Below are 15401 nucleotides of genomic sequence, written 5' to 3' on the forward strand. Positions count from 1 at the left end.
ATGATGATGGACATCCTCCCGGAGACCCCAGGTCCCCTGATCTCGGATGTCCGTCAAAACGGGGCAGGCCCAAACAGGCAACACCGCACCATCCGTGCCCAGATCGAACACGCCCTGGCCCGCATGAAGACCTTCAAGATCCTGCGGGACTACCGCCGAGCCGCCCGAACATTTGCCGACACCGCTTCCGGCATCGCCCACCTCCACAACATCATCCTCGCCGGCTGACACCAACACCGGTGCCGGGCAACACCTTCACCGAACTTCGAGACATCCTTTGGCGAGCAAGGCATCTGTCCTCACGCAGGTGGGGGTCCACTTTCGCTACGTACAGCACGGCGTACCGGCGACTGCTCCCTGCGGATGCGGGGTCACGAGGGCACCCCAGCCTCCCAACTCACGCCCCGGGAACGGTGCAGGCGACGGTTCCGTGTGGTGGGCCACCACACCACAGAAGTTCCCGGTAACCCTCGATCCGTCCGGGCGCGTTGACATCGTTGCCGTGGGCACCTGGCTCCAGCCATGCGGTTCAGGAATCTTGAGCTCTCGGGTGGCGCCGCCAGTGCATGACCGACCAGGGCGGCGCGAGTCCGTCGAGCGAGTCGATCTCCATGGGTTTGAGCGTGTCGGGGTCCAGGGCCTCGCGGTAGCGGGCGAAGACCCGTTCGACATAGCGATGCCCGGTGTCTGCCCCCACGACGAGGTGGGTGCGACCGGGGTCCCGTCGTGCCGTCCAGGCCGCCGCGAGGTAGGCGGCGCCGGTGGACAGGCCTGCGAAGACCGCGTGGTCGCGCATCAGGCCGATCGCGCCGGCCATGGCGTATCGGAATGTCAGCCAGTGAATCTGGTCATAGAGGTTGTGCCGGACGTTGTCGAACGGGATGGCGCTGCCGATGCCGGCGATGATGGCTTCGGGGTCCTGGAACCGTTCGCTGCCGAAGCTCACGCTGCCAAACGGCTGGATGCCGACGAGCGGGGTCGCCGGGTCGTGTGCTCGCAGCGGCTGGACCAGCCCCCCGCTGGACGCGCCGGTGCCGACGCTGGACACCACGGCAAGACGCGTGTCCGGCAGCGCGGCGCGCACCAGGTCGGCGAGTTCGGCGTAGCCAAGATAATGGACCGGGTCGTGGTACTGGCGCATCCAATGCATGCCGGGATTGGCGCGCAGCAGCTGGCGTACCCGCTCGACTCGCCGGTTCTGGTCGAGCCGCAGATCGTGCTCGGCCGGCATCTGGTCGACGGTGGCACCGAGGATCTCCAGCTGGGCCCGGATGGTAGGTGTGACCGTGGTGGAGGCGATGATGTGGCATCGCAGGTCGTAGCGGTGGCAGACCATCGCCAGTGCCAATGCGTAGATGCCGCTCGAGCTGTCGACGAGGGTATCGCCGGGCCGTATCGTGCCGTCGGCGAGCAGGGCCCGGACGGCGCCGAGCGCGGCGTAGATCTTCAGGGTCTCGAACCGTAGCAGCACGACGTTGTCCGACAGTCTGATCAGGCTGGGAGCCCGGATCGCGTCGGTGATGTGGCTGTGGACGGTCGTTGGCACGTCGGGCGGGTTCGGCAGTGACATCGGCGGTCGTCCCTGGGGTTGAAGCCGGTGGATGGCGGAGACACTCCAAACGCATTGAAGTCGACGCATGTCTGTGTCGGATGGTAAGTCGGGTCGGCGGCCGCATTAGTTCCGCCGTAGTCGATGCAATAGGTCGGGAACTCTTCGGGCCGGCGGGACGACATATACACCGTGACGATTGCCTGCCTCGAGATGCTCTCCTTCGGGCTTGCCCACCTCGTACGTGCCGCCCGGGCTGCCGGCGAGCGGATCGTGCTGCTGACCGGTGTCGAGGAGTTGTACCTGCATGAACTCGCGAAGCTGCCGCCCGAGGCGATCCAGGTCGTTGCCGTGGACACGAACGATCGTGAGGCGGTCTCCCAGGCGCTGCGCGCGATCGAGGACCTCCGGGGTCTGATCAGTTCTACCGACACGTGGGGCGTGACCGGTGCCGAGCTCGCCGTCGAACTCGGTCTACCGGGTATCGACCCGGCGGTCATCCGGCTGGCGCGCGACAAGTCACGCGTCCGGGACCTGCTCCACGGCAGTAGGCTGAGCCCGTTCCCGGCGTTCGCCGTGGACGACGTGGCCTCACTGTCGCTCGACGAACTGGCGGCAGCCGTCGGCCTGCCGGCCGTTGTCAAGGACACAGCCGGTACCAGCAGCCGGAACGTGTGGCTCGTCCGCGACGCCGACGACTTCGCCCGCCTGCAGCGGCAGGCTGCGGGCGCGACGCTGTTCGGGCGGTTGTTCGCGGAGCCGTTCCTCGCCGGTCCGGTCTACAGCGCCGAGACTGTGACCTGGGCCGGTCGCACTCGCATGCTGGGGATGTCGAGCCGCCTTATGTCGCCGCAGCCCTGGTTCCGGGAGGACGTGACCGCGTTTCCGGTGGCGTTGCCGCCCGACGAGTTCCGGGCGATCGAGGATTGGCTCGGTGACGTGCTGGCGGTCCTCGGCTACACCGATCGGTTCGCCCATGTCGAGCTGGCCATGACCGCCGACGGGCCGCGCCTGATCGAGGTGAATCCGCGGATCGGCGGTGCGCTCGTGGGCGAGTCGATGTGCCGGGCCCTGGATGTGAATGTCTACGGGGGAATGATCGACCTCGCGCTGGGCCGCCGCCCGCGGCTGCTCGACATGCCGTTGGGCGGTGGACCGGCTGTGGCGTTCGTACTGGCGTATCCGGACAGGTCCGGCGACCTCGTCGCCGTGCACGGCCTCGACGACATCGCCCGCTATCCCGGTCGACCCGAGTGGTACCCGACCAGGGCGGTCGGTGCCTCCATCGAGCACCTCAACGACGGGCGCGGCTACGTGGGGATCCTGTTGGCCGAGGGGCCGACCGCGGAGATCGCCACGCACCGCGCCGTGGCCGCGGCGGGTGCCGTGCGTGTCGAGACCCGCCCCGCGTGCTAGGGCCGGGTGCCGCGCACGATGAGCCGTCGGGCGTGGTTGTCGAAGGGCTCGGCATCGAATCCGCCGAAACACTCGACGCCGGTGAAGCCCGCTGCGGTGAGCATCCGCTTGAGCTCGGCGGCACTGTAGAGGTGATGCGTGATGGAAGCCTGCCGGGACCGGCCGCCGCGGACGAGGTAGAAGTCGTCCCGGAAACGGGTCCAGTCATCCAGCACGGTGCCGCGCACGATCAGCGTGCCTCCATCGACGTCGGAAATGATCGGCGCGGCCCCGTCTCGGGCCGCGACCTCCTTGCCGTACAGGTCGATGAGGAGCCGGCCGCCGGGTGTGAGGCTGGTGAGCGCGTTGCGCAGCACCTGCATGTTCTCGTCGTGGTCGTCGAACAGGCCGAACGACGTGTACATGCTGATCACCAGGTCGTACTGGCCGGCCTCGACGAACTGGCGCATGTCCGCCCGCAGCAGCCGCACGTCGACCCCGGCCTCGACCGCCGCCGTCGCGGCCCGATCGAGCAGCGCTGCGCTCAGGTCCACCCCGGCCACCTGGGCACCGCGGCGGGCCAGCGGGATCGTGTACGTGCCCGGCCCGCATCCCAGGTCGAGCACCCTGGTGCCGGGCGACAGCCGCAGCAGCGGCGACGAGGCGACTCTCGTCTCGGCTTCCGCGGCACGTTCGGGCGCGAAGAACACCGCAGAGAAATCGGTCCACATCGACTCGTCCTCGAACCACTCCATCGCCGTTCCCTTCGCCACCGGTCAGATCCACCTCCTTGTATATGTCGTTGCCGGTTCCCGATCGGTTCCGGCGCGTCGAACGATCGGAGAGAGGCATGTCATGCTGAGCCTGTCCGTCGAGCGTGTTTCGCTGCGGCTGACCGAGACCGTGCGGAGTTCCCGCGGTGAGATCGACGCCGTGGACACCTGCATGGTCACCGTCACCCATGCCGGCATCGTTGCCTACGGTGAGGGCACGCCGATCGAGTACGACGGGGTCACCGCGGACGATGTCGCACGGGCCATCGAGGCCGACGGCTCTGCCCTGCTCGGTCCCGACCTGACCGACCCGCAGGCGGCGCTCGAACGTGTCGACGCCTGGGACGCGCCGGCAGGCGCCCGGATGGCCTTGGACGGCGCGCTGCACGACTGGATCGGCAAGGTCGGCCGACGGCCGACCTGGCAGATCCTCGCCGCGCCCCGCCGGATCGGGCCGACGGTGTACACGATCGGGATCGCGAGTCCGGCCGAGGCCGCTACTGCGGTCCGCAACGCACCACAGGTGGGTGCGTTCAAGGTGAAGGTCGGTGGCCCCGACGACATCGATGTCCTCGACGCCATCCGGCAGGTGACACCGCTGCCGATCCGGATCGACGCGAATGAGGCGTGGGATCTCAGCACCGCGCGCGCCCTCACGCCACGTCTGCGCGCGCTTGGCGTCCACCTCGTCGAGCAGCCCTTCCCACGAAGCCGCATCGATGACTACGTCCGCTACCGAGAGCTTCCCGACCGGCTCCCGATCGTCCTGGACGAAGGATGCACCGACGTGGCCAGCGTCCACGCCGCCCGGAAACACTCCGACGGCATCGTCGTCAAGCTGTGCAAGGCGGGCGGCGTCCGCGCCGCACGACGGGTCATGGCAGCCGCCCGGCAGGCCGGGCTCACGGTGCTGCTCAGCTGCATGTGCGAGTCGGAACTCGCCATCAGCCAGGCCGCGCTGCTCGCCCCGCTGGCCGACCACATCGACCTCGACGGCCACCTCTACCTCCGCGATCAACCCTTCCGCGGGCTCGGACTCGAGGGCGGGTGGATCGTCTTGGGCGACGGACCCGGGCTCGGGGTGGCGCCCGCGGCCAGCCCGAAACGGAGTCGACAGTGAACTGGTACGAGGACATGAACCTGTGGTCCGGCTTCTCGGAGGTGCTCTTCACCCCCGAGCGTGCGCGGGCCGCCGCCGATGCGGTCGCCACCTCACCCCTGCTCGCGTTCGCTCCCGCAAGCCGCGTGCTCGACCAATGCTGCGGCACGGGGTTCTTCACCGCGCCACTGGCTCGCCGTGGCTACCAGGTGACCGGCGTGGACCTGCACCCCGAGTTGCTCGAACGCGCGGCGGCCGCGTGCGCCGACGCCGGCGCGACGGCGTCTCTCGTACGAGCGGACGTTCGCGAGTACGGGGCGCCGGAGGCGTACGACGTCGTGGTGAACATGTACACCTCCTTCGGCTACTTCGACGACCACGAGGACAACATGCGGGTGCTGCACAACGCCCACCGGTCCCTCGCTCCAGGAGGCCAGCTGCTCGTCGATCTGCTGAGCAAGGAGACCTACGCGTCGTGGGTCGGACCACCAAAGATCGTCGACGTGCCCGGCGGCATGGTGGTGATGCGCGACACGATTCTGGACGACTGGACCCGCTACCGAACCGACTGGACGCTGGTGCGGGGCGACACAGCCGCGCACACCTCCCTCACCTGCTACGTCTACAGCGCCGCCGAACTGCGCGACATGTTCGCGGAGGCAGGATTCGGGAAGATCGAGTGCTTCGGCAATCTGGACGGCGGCCCCTACGACGCCAACGCGACCCGCCTGATCATCCGGGGCAGCAAGGGAAGCGGGTGAGACCCGCCGCACTCGGCTCGTTCACCGGGGTGCGGATCGCCCTGCTCGGCAGCGGGCTGCTCGTCAACCTGATCGGCTTCTCCGTCTACCCGTACCTGGCGATCCTGCTGCGGCAGCGCATGGACCTCAGCATGGATCAGGTCGGCGTCGTCCTGGGGCTGACGGCATTCGTGCAGTTCGCCGGCGGAGCGCCGGGCGCGGTGCTGGCGGAGCACCTCGGCCTGCGGCGTTCGCTGCTGCTGGCGATGGCGCTGCAGACGCTCGGTTCGCTGGGACTGCTCGCTGGCGAGGTATGGCCGCCGGTGACAGTCCTGGCGCTGATGATCCGGTCGGCGGCCACCGCGCTGTACTCGCCTGCGGTCCGCGCCTACACGGTGCACGGCGCGGACCCGGACGAGCAGCCGCGGCTGGTGTCGGCGAGCTACGCCACCGGCAACGCCGGGATCGCCCTCGGTCCGGTGGTAGGTGCGCTGTTCATCAACGACCCGGGGGTGATGTTCGCCGCCGCGGCCGCCCTGCATGCCGCGCTGACGGTCGGGCACGCGCTCCTGCCGCAGGAGTCGCGTGGCCACACCCGGGCCGTCGAGCCGCTGCACCGTGCCCTGAGCGGGCTGGCGGTCCTGCCGTTCACGGTGACTGCCCTGACCATCTACCTCCACCTCTACTTCTACCAATATCTCGCGTCCTATGCGGAAGGAAGGGTGCCCACGGTGTTCTACGGATCGGCCATGATGGGCTATTCGCTGCTGCTGGTCGTGCTGCAACCACTCTTGGCAGGGCGGGTCGAACAGATGCGGTACACCCAGGCGATGACGATCGGGTTCGGTGGCCTGGCCATCGGCATGACCGCGTTCGCCGGCGGGCACGAACTCACGATCGCCGCCGGCATCGTCGCCCTCGGCGTGGGCAACTCGATACTCTTTCTCAAGAACGTCCTCGAGGCGCTCGCCGGCACCCCCCGCTCGGCGGCGGTGGTCTTCGGGCACCAGCGGCTCGCCGAAGGCGTCGGCGCGCTCCTCAGCGGTGTCGTCGGCGGCGTCGTCTACCAGGCGTTCGAGACCGCCGGACACCTGCCCGGGCTATGGCTGGCCGTGGCCGCCCAGTGTGTGCTGCTGCCGATCCTGGTCGTACTGGTGCACCGAAGGCTCCGGCACCCCGCTCCCGCACCGGTGGGTCCCCGATGACCCCGGCCGACGCAGTCGCCGCGGCCCGCGCCGTCGCGGGGCGCCTGCACGAAGACGTGGTCGCGCGCGAGCGCGCCAACCGACCGCCGCGGGCCGAGATCCAACTGCTACGCGGCAGCGGTCTACTCGCGGCCGATCCCGACGACCTCGAGACCACGCACCTCGTCACCCGCATCATCGCGGCGTCCGACGCCTCGATCGGACACCTCCTCGGCTACCACTACACACACCTCTGGCGCGCCCGCCTGTACGACAACGCCGACCTGGCCCGCCGACTGCGACAAGACGTCAGAGCCGAAGGGCTCTTCGTGGCGTCCGTCAGCAACCCACGCGACACCATCGTGGCGACCACGACCGCAGACACGTTCACGGTCTCCGGCCGGGGCGCGTTCGCCACCGGATGTGCGGTCGCTGACCGGATCCTGGTCGGCGCGATTCGCGACGACCAGGAGTCCCGCATCGTGGTAGTGGTACCCGGTGACGCGGACGGGCTCTCGCATCCACCGGACTGGGACAACCTGGGCCAGCGCCTGACGGCCAGCGGCAGCATCGTCCTGCGGGATGTCACGGCCGGCCCCGCCGACGTGCTGGGGACCTTCCCGCCCGGTGAGGACGAGACGAGCCCGAGATGGCAGCAACTGTCGCTCGTCTCCCTCGCCTTCCAAACAGTGCTCACCCAGATACTCGTCGGCATCACCGAGGGAGCGCTGGACGAGGCTGCCCGCTACACGCGGGAGCAGTCCCGGCCCTGGCCAGCCAGCGGGCTGGCCAGGGCCGTCGACGACCCACACGTGCTCGCCGGATACGGCGAACTCGCCGCGAGCCTCCACGCGGCGCGATTGCTGGCCGACGACGCGACCCGCGCCCTCGCCAAGGCCGACCGGCGGGGCCTGGACCTGACCCCGGCCGAACGTGGCCGGACCGCGCTGACGGTCTCGGCCGCGAAGGTCGTAGCCACCCGCCTCGCGGTGGAGGCAACGAGCCGGATCTTCGAACTCACCGGGGGTCGCGCCACGACACGCTCATCCGGACTGGACCGCTTCTGGCGTGACGCCCGAACGCTCACCGTCCACGATCCAGTCGCCTACAAGGCCCGGGAACTCGGCACGCACCTGCTCACCGGCAACCCGCCACCGACCACGGCGTACAGCTGAGATCCGTTGCTCAGCGGATCGCGACCAGGACCCGCTCTTCGAGATCCTGCCAAACCACGCCGACCTCGGTCAGCCCGGCCTCCACGAGAGCTGCCTGGTGATAGTCGAGCGTGGCACCCGTCCAGTCACGGGCCCCTGCTGGCCACAGCGTCTGCCGTTCGGCGACGGCGTCGGCCAGCGCCGGGTGTGCTTCGACGGCCGCCCACCAGTCCTCCCACGGCTCCGCGCCGGCCTCGATCGCATGCTGCTGGCGCCCCCGGTCGATGGCCTCACAGGCGGCCCGGAGGCGGCTGCCCGCAGGTAGTGGTAGGTAGTCGGCGTTGACCAGGACGCCACCCGGGCGGAGCAACCCGGCCGCGGTACGGTAGACCGCCGTCAGCGCGGGCGGCGTGAGCCAGTGCAGCGCCGTGCTGGACAGGACGGCATCGAACGAGCCCTCACCGAATTCAGGGCCGAGCCGCTCCGCCCACGATGGATCACGGAGGTCAGCCCGGACCCAACGCAGCCGCCCGCCCTGGTCGCCGAGCCCGCCCTCGCCGATGGCGAGCAGCACCGGATCGGTGTCAAGCGCCACCGCGCGGCCCTCGGGAAAGCGGCGGAGAAAGCGTTCGCTGATGGCGCCGGGACCGCAGGCGAGATCGAGCACCGTCAGGCCGGGCTGCGGGCAGAGCTGCTCCAGGACGTCGAACATCACGGTGAACACCCGCTCGCGTTGCTCGATGTAGATGTCCTGCTGGACATCCCAGCGGCGCAGCAGCTCGGCGAACGAGGCCTGCGCGATCGTCTGGTCGATCATGCTTGCTCCTGATTCTGTCGGTGACAGGCGACGGACTCGTCGGGGCGGGGCCCGACGATCATTTGCGGGCGTTCGGCTTCGCACCGGTCGAACGCCTGCGGGCAACGCGGGTTGAAGGCACACCCGTCGATGCTGGCGAGCGGGCCGGGCATCTCCCCGCGCAGCGTAGGAGCCGGCGAAGGGTCCGCGTCGAGGCGTGGGACGGCCGCAAGCAACGCCTGCGTGTACGGGTGCCGAGCGGCATCCATCAGGCGCAGCGTGGGTGCGCTCTCGACGATTCGGCCCCGGTACATGACGGCCACCCGGTCGGCGAGTTGGCGCACCACGGCTAGGTCATGCGCGATGAACAGGCAGCCGAGGCCGAGCCTGTCCACCAGATCCCGGATCAGGTTGAGGACGGTGGCCTGCACGGGCGCGTCGAGGGCCGTGACCGGTTCGTCGCAGATCAGCAGCCGGGGCCGTACCGCGAGAGCGCGCGCGATCGCGACGCGTTGGCGCTGCCCTCCACTGAGCTCACGCGGCCGCCGCCCGGCGAGGCCCGGGTCCAGCTCGACCAGCTCGAGTAGTTCCGCCACCCGCTGGCGGCGTGCCGCCCGAGAGCCGATGCGGTGGATGTGCAGTGGTTCGGCGAGCGCACGGGCGACCGTCTGCCGCGGACTCAGCGATTGGAACGGATCTTGAAAGACCATCTGTACCGCCCGCCGGTACGCCCGGAGGGCGTCACCGCGCAGCGCGTGGACATCCGCGCCGTCCAGAGACACCGTGCCGGCGATCGGGCGTTCGAGCCGCACCACGGTCCGGGCGATTGTCGACTTGCCGCAACCGGACTCACCCACGAGCGCCAGCAGTTCGCCGGGGCGGACACTCAGGTCGACGTCGCGGACCACCGGCACGAGCCTGCCGGCGATCGGGAACGCCACTCGTACTGCGGTCAGCTCAAGCACCGTCGTACCCGATCGGCCGCGCCACCGTCGGACGCACCCAGCAGGCAGAGGTGTGCCCTGGCGTCACCGGTTGCAGCGGCGGTTCCTCGACGTGACATCGCTTCGTGGCATGTGCGCAGCGCGGTGCGAATGCGCAGGCACTCACCTTGCGTCGGGCCGGCTCCGCGGGCGGAAGGGTCCGGAACCGGGTTCCGGGCACCGCCTTGGGTGACGGCACCGCGTCGAGCAGGCCGCGTGTGTACGGATGGTCGGGCCGGCTCACGACGTCGGCTGCCGGCCCGACCTCGACGATGCGGCCGGCGTAGCAGACCGCGATGTCGTCGGCGATCCTGGCCGCCGCCGCGATGTCGTGGCTGATGAGGATCAGCCCCATCCCGATGGATTCGCGCAGATCCGCCAGCAGAGCATGGATCTGGGCCTGGGTGGTGACGTCCAACGCCGAGGTTGGTTCGTCGGCGATCAGGATCTCCGGCTCTCCGGCCAGGGCCAGGGCGATCATCACCCGCTGGCACATTCCACCGGACAGCGTGTGCGGGTAGGCGGAGACCTGCGACTCCGGTTCCGGGAGACCGACCATCTTCAACAGCTCGAGCGATCGGGCGCGCTCACGGCCGCGCGGGACGACGCCAGCGTGCCGCACCGCGTCGTCGAGCAGCGCGCCCACCGTCCGTACCGGGTTGAGCGCACCCCGCGCGTCCTGCAACACCACACCGACCCGGCGCCCCCGCACCGCCTCCTGGATCGCCGGTCCGCCGCCGAGCAGGTCGACCTGGCCCAGGACGGCGCGACCGCTGACCCGCGCGGTGGCATCGATCAGCCCGAGCGGGGCGAGGGTGGACAACGTCTTGCCGCTCCCGCTCTCCCCGACGATCGCCAACGCTCTGCCAGGGGCTACGCGGTAGTCGATACCGTCCACCACCTTCCGTCCGGCAAAGGCGACCGCGAGTTCCTCGACCCGGTACGGGCCGGCGGTCGAGCCGTTCATCCGGGCGCGCCGCCGCGGCATCCCGAGCCGTACCAGCGGCAGGTTGTCGGTGGCGAACTGCTCGGCCAGCAGGTTGCTGGCGAGGACGACGGCGGCGATGGCCAGGCCGGGTGGCAGCGCCAGCCACAGGGCGGAGTCCAGATACGGGCGGGCGTCGATGAGCATCTGCCCCCACTCCGGTTCGGGCGGCGGGATGCCGAGACCGAGAAAGCTGAGGAACGCCAGCGACAGCACGATGAAACCGATCTCGATGCTCGCGTAGACGAGCACTGGTGCTGCCAGGGCGGGCAATGCATGTTGAAAGAGGATCCGGAACCGGGAGGCGCCGAGCACCTGCAGCGCGTCGAAGTAGGCGCTGCGGCGGAGACTGACGAACCGCCCGCGCGCCAACCGGGCAAATGGCGGCCAACCGGTCAGGGACAGGGCCAGAACGAGGTTGGCGCTGCCGTGACCGCGCACGCCCAGGATGGCCAGCGCGACGATCAGTGAGGGCAGCGTCAGCGTCACGTCCATCAACCACAACGCCACGCGATCCGGCCAGCCGCCGAGGAAGCCTCCGGCGGCACCGATCACCACCCCGACAGTGACGGACACCGCGAGCACCGCCGCGGCCAGTATCAGTGAGGCCTGCGCACCGTACAGCAGGCGGGACAACTGGTCCCGGCCCAGTTGGTCGGTGCCCAGCAGATGCTCCATCGACGGCCGCGCCAGGCTGGCCATCAGATCGTTGGCGATCGGGTCGTACGGAGCGATGACCGGTGCCAGGGCCCCGGCCATGACGAAACCCAGCAACGGCAGTGCGCAGATCACCGTACGACGCCGGCGGCCCGCCCCCGACGCCGTCATCCGCTGCTCACCCGCGGGTCGATCCGGCCGTGTAGCCGGTCGGCCAGCCGGTTGGTCGCGGTGAAGGCCAGCGCGAAGCACAGCACGCACGCCTGGATCGCCATCAGGTCGCGGAAGTTCACGGCCTGGACGAAGTAGTCACCGATACCGTTGTGGGCGAAGACGGTCTCCACCACCAGCGCTCCGGTGAGCATGCCGCCGACGATCAGGCCGATCGTGTTGAGGACGGCGCCGGCGACGTTGGGCAGCGCGTCGCGCACGACGATCGACACCGTCGGCGTGCCCCGCGCCTGCGCGGCGCGTACATACGGTTGGGCGAGTGCTTCGCGCAGTGACACAGCGACCACACGGCTGAGTAGACCGACAGCCGGTAGGGCGAGGACGACCACCGGCATCACGTATCCGGCGAGACCGCCGTCGGCGGAGGTGGGTAGAAGACCCAGTTGCTCGGTGAGCACGACGACCAGTAGATAGCTGACCCAGAAGGTGGGCAACGAGACGGCGAGCAGGCCCGTCAGCCGCAGGCCGCGTCGAGCCGGACGCCACGGCAGCATGACGGCCAGCGCACCCACCAGCATGCCTAGCGGCAACGCCACAACCGCCGCCAGCCCGGCCAGCGACAGCGTGACCGGGACTCGTTCCGCCAACTCGGTCAGTACCGGCCGGCCGGTGCGCGCGGACTTCCCCAGATCACCCTGCACGGCGTGGCCGAGCCAACGGACGTAACGTTCGGGGATGCTGCCCTCCATTCCCAGCTCACGCCGGGCCGAGGCGACCTGGTCCTCGGTGACGCCGGGGTGCCCGGCCCGCTGCTGCGCGAGCCGGGTGGCGGCGTCACCGGGAGCCAGCGCGATGAGCCCGAACGCCAGCAGCGACGTGATTCCGAGAACCAGCGCCAACTCGGCGGCCAGCCGGGCCGACCGCCGAGTCCAACGCACGAGCAGACCGTTCATCGTTGCAGCGTCACCGTGGACAGGTCGAAGTCGTACTCCGTGTGCGGCACCTGGAAGCCCTTGACCGCCGGACCGACGGCCCACACCCGTGGCCGGTACGCGATCGGCACGAAGGCGGCCTCCCGGTTCAGCACGGCCCAGGCGTCCTGGTAGTTCTTGGCGCGGGTGGCGGCGTCCCGGGCGTACAACGCTCCGTCGATGAGCCGTTCGACCTCGTCGGTCTTCCACAGTCCGGGATCCTTACGGTCGCCGGTCAGGAAGCCGACCACGAACCCCGACGGGTCGTAAGGGGCGCCGTAGGTCTCCATGAAGGCGAGGTCGTACTTGCCGGCGTGCAGGTCGTCGTAGAACGTGGCCTCGTCGACCGCGACGATGTTCACCGTGATCCCGACCTCGCCCAGTGCCGAGGCGACGGCCTGAGCGCTGAGCCGCGAGTCCTGCCAGCCGACGGCGGCCGTCGACGGGATCCGCAGCGACAGGACCAGCTGCTTGCCATCCTTGACCCGGCCCTTGCCCTCCTGGCGCCACCCGGCCGCATCGAGAATCCGGCGGGCCTGGTCGGGATCGAAGGGCAGGCTCTGCGGCGCCCCTGCGTCCGGGATTCCCGGCGCGAACAGCGTGGTCGCAGCCTTGGCCTGTCCGGCGTAGAGCACCTTGGTCAGGGTCTCCCGGTCCAGGGCGTACCGCACCGCCTCGCGGATCGCCTTGTCGCCCGCGATGCCGTTGAGGTTGAAGCCGAGCATGACGGTGATGTCCGGATCACCGTGCAGCACCGTGACCCGCTCGTCCTTGCCGAGGGTGACCGCCTCGGTCGGCGAGATCGGCGCAAGGTAACTACCGCCGAGCATGTCCACCTCGCCCGCGCGCAGCGCGGAGACCCGGGTCTGCGAGTCCTTTCTGACGCTGAACTCAACCCGGTCGATCTTCGGTTTGGCGCCCCAATAGCCGTCGTTGCGGACCAGGCTCGCGGCCGTCGTCGTGATCTGTTCCAGCCGCCATGGCCCGGTGCCGATGGCCTTGGTGAACTTCCCGGAAGCGTCGACGGCCTTGGGGCTCATGAAGCCGGGGGGCCGGGTGAAGGTCAGTTCCTGCAGCAGCGGGTCGTAGGCGCGTTCGAGGCGCAGCCGCAGCTTCATCGGCCCAGGCACCTCCACGGCCTTGATGATCTTCGAGGCGGCCAGCCAGGAATGCGACTCCTTGCCCACCCAGCGATCGAGGTTCCACTTCGCCGCCTGTTCGTCGAACGGCGTGTCGTCGTGAAACTTCACACCGGTCCGCAGCTCGAAGTCGATCGTGAGTCCGTCCGCCGCGACCTGCCACGACGTGGCCAGGCCCGGCTCCAGGCGACCACCCTGTCCGTACTTCACCAGCGTCTCGAAGACCATCGGCGCGATGAACCAGTCCCCGTTGTAGTCGTGCGGGTCCTGGTCGCCGTACTCGTTCGCGTTCGCCACGCGCAGCGTGCCGCCGGTCGCGGCGGTTCGATCGACGTCCCCGGATCCGCTGGCCGTGCAACCTGCCACCAGAGCAGCCAGCACCGCCAGTGTGGCCAGCGCCCGGGCTGGTCGGCAGGCCCGTAGCAGCGAGGAACCTTCGTCCGAATAGCAAGCGACACGCATCAATGACCCTTCCAGAGTGGCATCTGCGCTGACCAGGGGTGGCGGACACCCCTACCTCGAGAAGGAGGCCGGGGTGATTCACAGACATAGTCGTCTGACGACAAGCGAAAGTTCCCTCAAGGTGAGCCGGCGACCGGATCGGCGAACCAGTCGGATGATGCGGTACGCCGACCGGGCGCGGGAGTGTGGCGATGTCGGCTCTGCCTCACGCAGCCCCGCCACAGTCCGAACCGGTGCCTGGCACCTGCTCCGATCCGGCGACGGGGTGTCCCCGAGGCGAGTCGGTCACGGTGCCGTGCCCCGATCCCAGCGTGCACCCCTGCGCCCGAGCCCTCGTTGTCCCTCCGAAGGTCGTTTGCCGATCCGGCAAGTTTCCTCGCCGGCATCGCGTGACAGGGGGCACCATGCCGGTCGAGCCTGATCGATCGTGAGGACGTGAGCGTATGAAGTACATCGAGCGCCCGGACGCGGCAACCCCGGCCGAGTTCTGGGAGAGTCTGCACCAGCAGGTGGCCGACGCCCAGTGGGAGGTACGCGTCAACCCGATCCTTGCCGCAACGGCCGGCGACCTTCCGCCGGGTGCCGCTCTCGACCTGGGCTGCGGCCAGGGCGGCGACAGCCTGTGGCTCGCGCAACGCGGCTGGCAGGTCACCGCGGTCGACATCGCCGATGCCGCCCTGCAACGGGTGAACGAACGTGCCGCCCAGCAGAGACTGAGCGACAGGATCGTCACCGAACGGCATGATCTGGCAAATTCCCTACCCCGGGGCACCTGGGACCTGGTGAGCGCTCATTACCTGCACAGCCTCTTCGACTTCCCCAGGGCCCGCATCCTGCGTGATCTCAGCGAGCAGGTGAACCCCGGTGGCATGCTGCTGATCGTCGACCACGGTTCAGTAGCACCATGGTCCTGGAACCAGGGGGCCACGATTCCCACCCCGGACGAGACCCTGGCCGGTCTGGCCCTCGATTCCACGTCCTGGCATGTGCTTCGCTGCGAAGCCCGCGACCGGACGGCCACCGGCCCGGGTGGCCAGACGGCCGAGGTGACCGACAATGTGATCGCCTTGCGCAGGACGGGCTGACCGGATCTTCGCTGCGAAGGCGACCGCCGTCGGCCCGGCCCGCGCGAACTGGCCCACGACGGGCGTCATTCGGTTCGGGCAGAGCGTTCCGCGTTACCGGAGGCGACCGTCCCCCGGCGGGCCATGGCGTCGCCGGTGATGAGCAGGCCGTCGGGTTCGGCTGGTTCCACGCTGCTGACGCTGGCGGGTTTGTGGGCGAGGGACCCGCTCCGCTGCTGGTGGAAGGTCGGAACAGGGAACTAAAGCCGTCCACGGCGC

The 15401-nt window shown here is 69.5% G+C and carries 13 protein-coding genes and 1 pseudogene; 7 read left to right on the forward strand and 7 right to left on the reverse strand.

Annotated elements, in window-relative coordinates:
* A pseudogene (locus B5D80_RS08675) lies at window positions 1-228 on the forward strand (hypothetical protein); the annotation flags it as partial.
* Between the two features lie 301 nt (window positions 229-529).
* Here B5D80_RS08675 and B5D80_RS08680 read toward each other — a convergent pair.
* The gene (locus B5D80_RS08680) at window positions 530-1570 is read right to left on the reverse strand and encodes a pyridoxal-phosphate dependent enzyme (protein WP_088643289.1); all 1041 of its coding nucleotides are present in this window, start codon (window positions 1568-1570) and stop codon (window positions 530-532) included.
* 171 nt (window positions 1571-1741) lie between these two features.
* Between B5D80_RS08680 and B5D80_RS08685 the strand changes: the two genes are divergently transcribed.
* A complete protein-coding gene (locus tag B5D80_RS08685; RefSeq protein WP_088643290.1) occupies window positions 1742-2965 on the forward strand; it encodes an ATP-grasp domain-containing protein in 1224 nt (407 codons plus the stop codon).
* Here B5D80_RS08685 and B5D80_RS08690 read toward each other — a convergent pair.
* Window positions 2962-3699, reverse strand: coding sequence for a class I SAM-dependent methyltransferase (locus tag B5D80_RS08690; RefSeq protein ID WP_088643291.1), 738 nt, complete (start codon window positions 3697-3699; stop codon window positions 2962-2964). The genes B5D80_RS08685 and B5D80_RS08690 overlap by 4 nt on opposite strands.
* A 100-nt stretch (window positions 3700-3799) precedes the next feature.
* Here B5D80_RS08690 and B5D80_RS08695 point away from each other — a divergent pair, with 100 nt between their 5' ends.
* The 4 genes from B5D80_RS08695 to B5D80_RS08710 are packed head-to-tail and all read left to right on the forward strand — an operon-like array spanning window position 3800 to window position 7915.
* Entirely contained in the window at window positions 3800-4837 is a 1038-nt protein-coding gene (locus B5D80_RS08695) for an enolase C-terminal domain-like protein (RefSeq protein ID WP_088643292.1), read from the forward strand.
* The gene (locus B5D80_RS08700) at window positions 4834-5577 is read left to right on the forward strand and encodes a class I SAM-dependent methyltransferase (RefSeq protein ID WP_088643293.1); all 744 of its coding nucleotides are present in this window, start codon (window positions 4834-4836) and stop codon (window positions 5575-5577) included. Before B5D80_RS08695 ends, B5D80_RS08700 begins: the two co-directional genes overlap by 4 nt.
* Window positions 5574-6761, forward strand: a complete 1188-nt coding sequence (locus B5D80_RS08705; RefSeq protein WP_088643294.1) for an MFS transporter — start codon at window positions 5574-5576, stop codon at window positions 6759-6761. Before B5D80_RS08700 ends, B5D80_RS08705 begins: the two co-directional genes overlap by 4 nt.
* The gene (locus B5D80_RS08710; protein WP_088643295.1) at window positions 6758-7915 is read left to right on the forward strand and encodes an acyl-CoA dehydrogenase family protein; all 1158 of its coding nucleotides are present in this window, start codon (window positions 6758-6760) and stop codon (window positions 7913-7915) included. Before B5D80_RS08705 ends, B5D80_RS08710 begins: the two co-directional genes overlap by 4 nt.
* Before the next feature lie 10 nt (window positions 7916-7925).
* Here the strand turns inward: B5D80_RS08710 and B5D80_RS08715 are convergent, their stop codons facing one another.
* Genes B5D80_RS08715 through B5D80_RS08735 form a run of 5 tightly spaced genes read right to left on the reverse strand, consistent with a single transcriptional unit; the run spans window position 7926 to window position 13893 of the window.
* Window positions 7926-8711 carry a class I SAM-dependent methyltransferase gene (locus B5D80_RS08715; RefSeq protein WP_088643296.1) on the reverse strand — a complete coding sequence of 262 codons (786 nt, stop codon included), beginning with the start codon at window positions 8709-8711 and terminating at the stop codon, window positions 7926-7928.
* Window positions 8708-9655 carry an oligopeptide/dipeptide ABC transporter ATP-binding protein gene (locus B5D80_RS08720; RefSeq protein ID WP_088643297.1) on the reverse strand — a complete coding sequence of 316 codons (948 nt, stop codon included), beginning with the start codon at window positions 9653-9655 and terminating at the stop codon, window positions 8708-8710. Before B5D80_RS08720 ends, B5D80_RS08715 begins: the two co-directional genes overlap by 4 nt.
* Window positions 9648-11450, reverse strand: a complete 1803-nt coding sequence (locus tag B5D80_RS08725; RefSeq protein ID WP_158224147.1) for a dipeptide/oligopeptide/nickel ABC transporter permease/ATP-binding protein — start codon at window positions 11448-11450, stop codon at window positions 9648-9650. Before B5D80_RS08725 ends, B5D80_RS08720 begins: the two co-directional genes overlap by 8 nt.
* 32 nt (window positions 11451-11482) lie before the next feature.
* Window positions 11483-12439, reverse strand: a complete 957-nt coding sequence (locus tag B5D80_RS08730) for an ABC transporter permease (RefSeq protein ID WP_088643299.1) — start codon at window positions 12437-12439, stop codon at window positions 11483-11485.
* A complete protein-coding gene (locus tag B5D80_RS08735) occupies window positions 12436-13893 on the reverse strand; it encodes an ABC transporter substrate-binding protein (RefSeq protein ID WP_158224148.1) in 1458 nt (485 codons plus the stop codon). Before B5D80_RS08735 ends, B5D80_RS08730 begins: the two co-directional genes overlap by 4 nt.
* Window positions 13894-14501: 608 nt before the next feature.
* Here B5D80_RS08735 and B5D80_RS08740 point away from each other — a divergent pair.
* Window positions 14502-15143 carry a class I SAM-dependent methyltransferase gene (locus tag B5D80_RS08740; protein WP_088643301.1) on the forward strand — a complete coding sequence of 214 codons (642 nt, stop codon included), beginning with the start codon at window positions 14502-14504 and terminating at the stop codon, window positions 15141-15143.
* Window positions 15144-15401 lie beyond the last annotated feature (258 nt).

It is taken from the genome of Micromonospora wenchangensis, from assembly GCF_002210435.1.
GTDB classification, from domain to species: Bacteria; Actinomycetota; Actinomycetes; order Mycobacteriales; family Micromonosporaceae; genus Micromonospora; species Micromonospora wenchangensis.

Excerpts from the sequence above, each read along its gene's own strand:
- B5D80_RS08680 (WP_088643289.1), bottom strand. The coding sequence starts at position 1,570 with ATGTCACTGCCGAACCCGCCCGACGTGCCAACGACCGTCCACAGCCAC.
- B5D80_RS08690 (WP_088643291.1), bottom strand. The coding sequence starts at position 3,699 with ATGGAGTGGTTCGAGGACGAGTCGATGTGGACCGATTTCTCTGCGGTG.
- B5D80_RS08695 (WP_088643292.1), top strand. The coding sequence starts at position 3,800 with ATGCTGAGCCTGTCCGTCGAGCGTGTTTCGCTGCGGCTGACCGAGACC.
- B5D80_RS08710 (WP_088643295.1), top strand. The coding sequence starts at position 6,758 with ATGACCCCGGCCGACGCAGTCGCCGCGGCCCGCGCCGTCGCGGGGCGC.
- B5D80_RS08715 (WP_088643296.1), bottom strand. The coding sequence starts at position 8,711 with ATGATCGACCAGACGATCGCGCAGGCCTCGTTCGCCGAGCTGCTGCGC.
- B5D80_RS08730 (WP_088643299.1), bottom strand. The coding sequence starts at position 12,439 with ATGAACGGTCTGCTCGTGCGTTGGACTCGGCGGTCGGCCCGGCTGGCC.
- B5D80_RS08740 (WP_088643301.1), top strand. The coding sequence starts at position 14,502 with ATGAAGTACATCGAGCGCCCGGACGCGGCAACCCCGGCCGAGTTCTGG.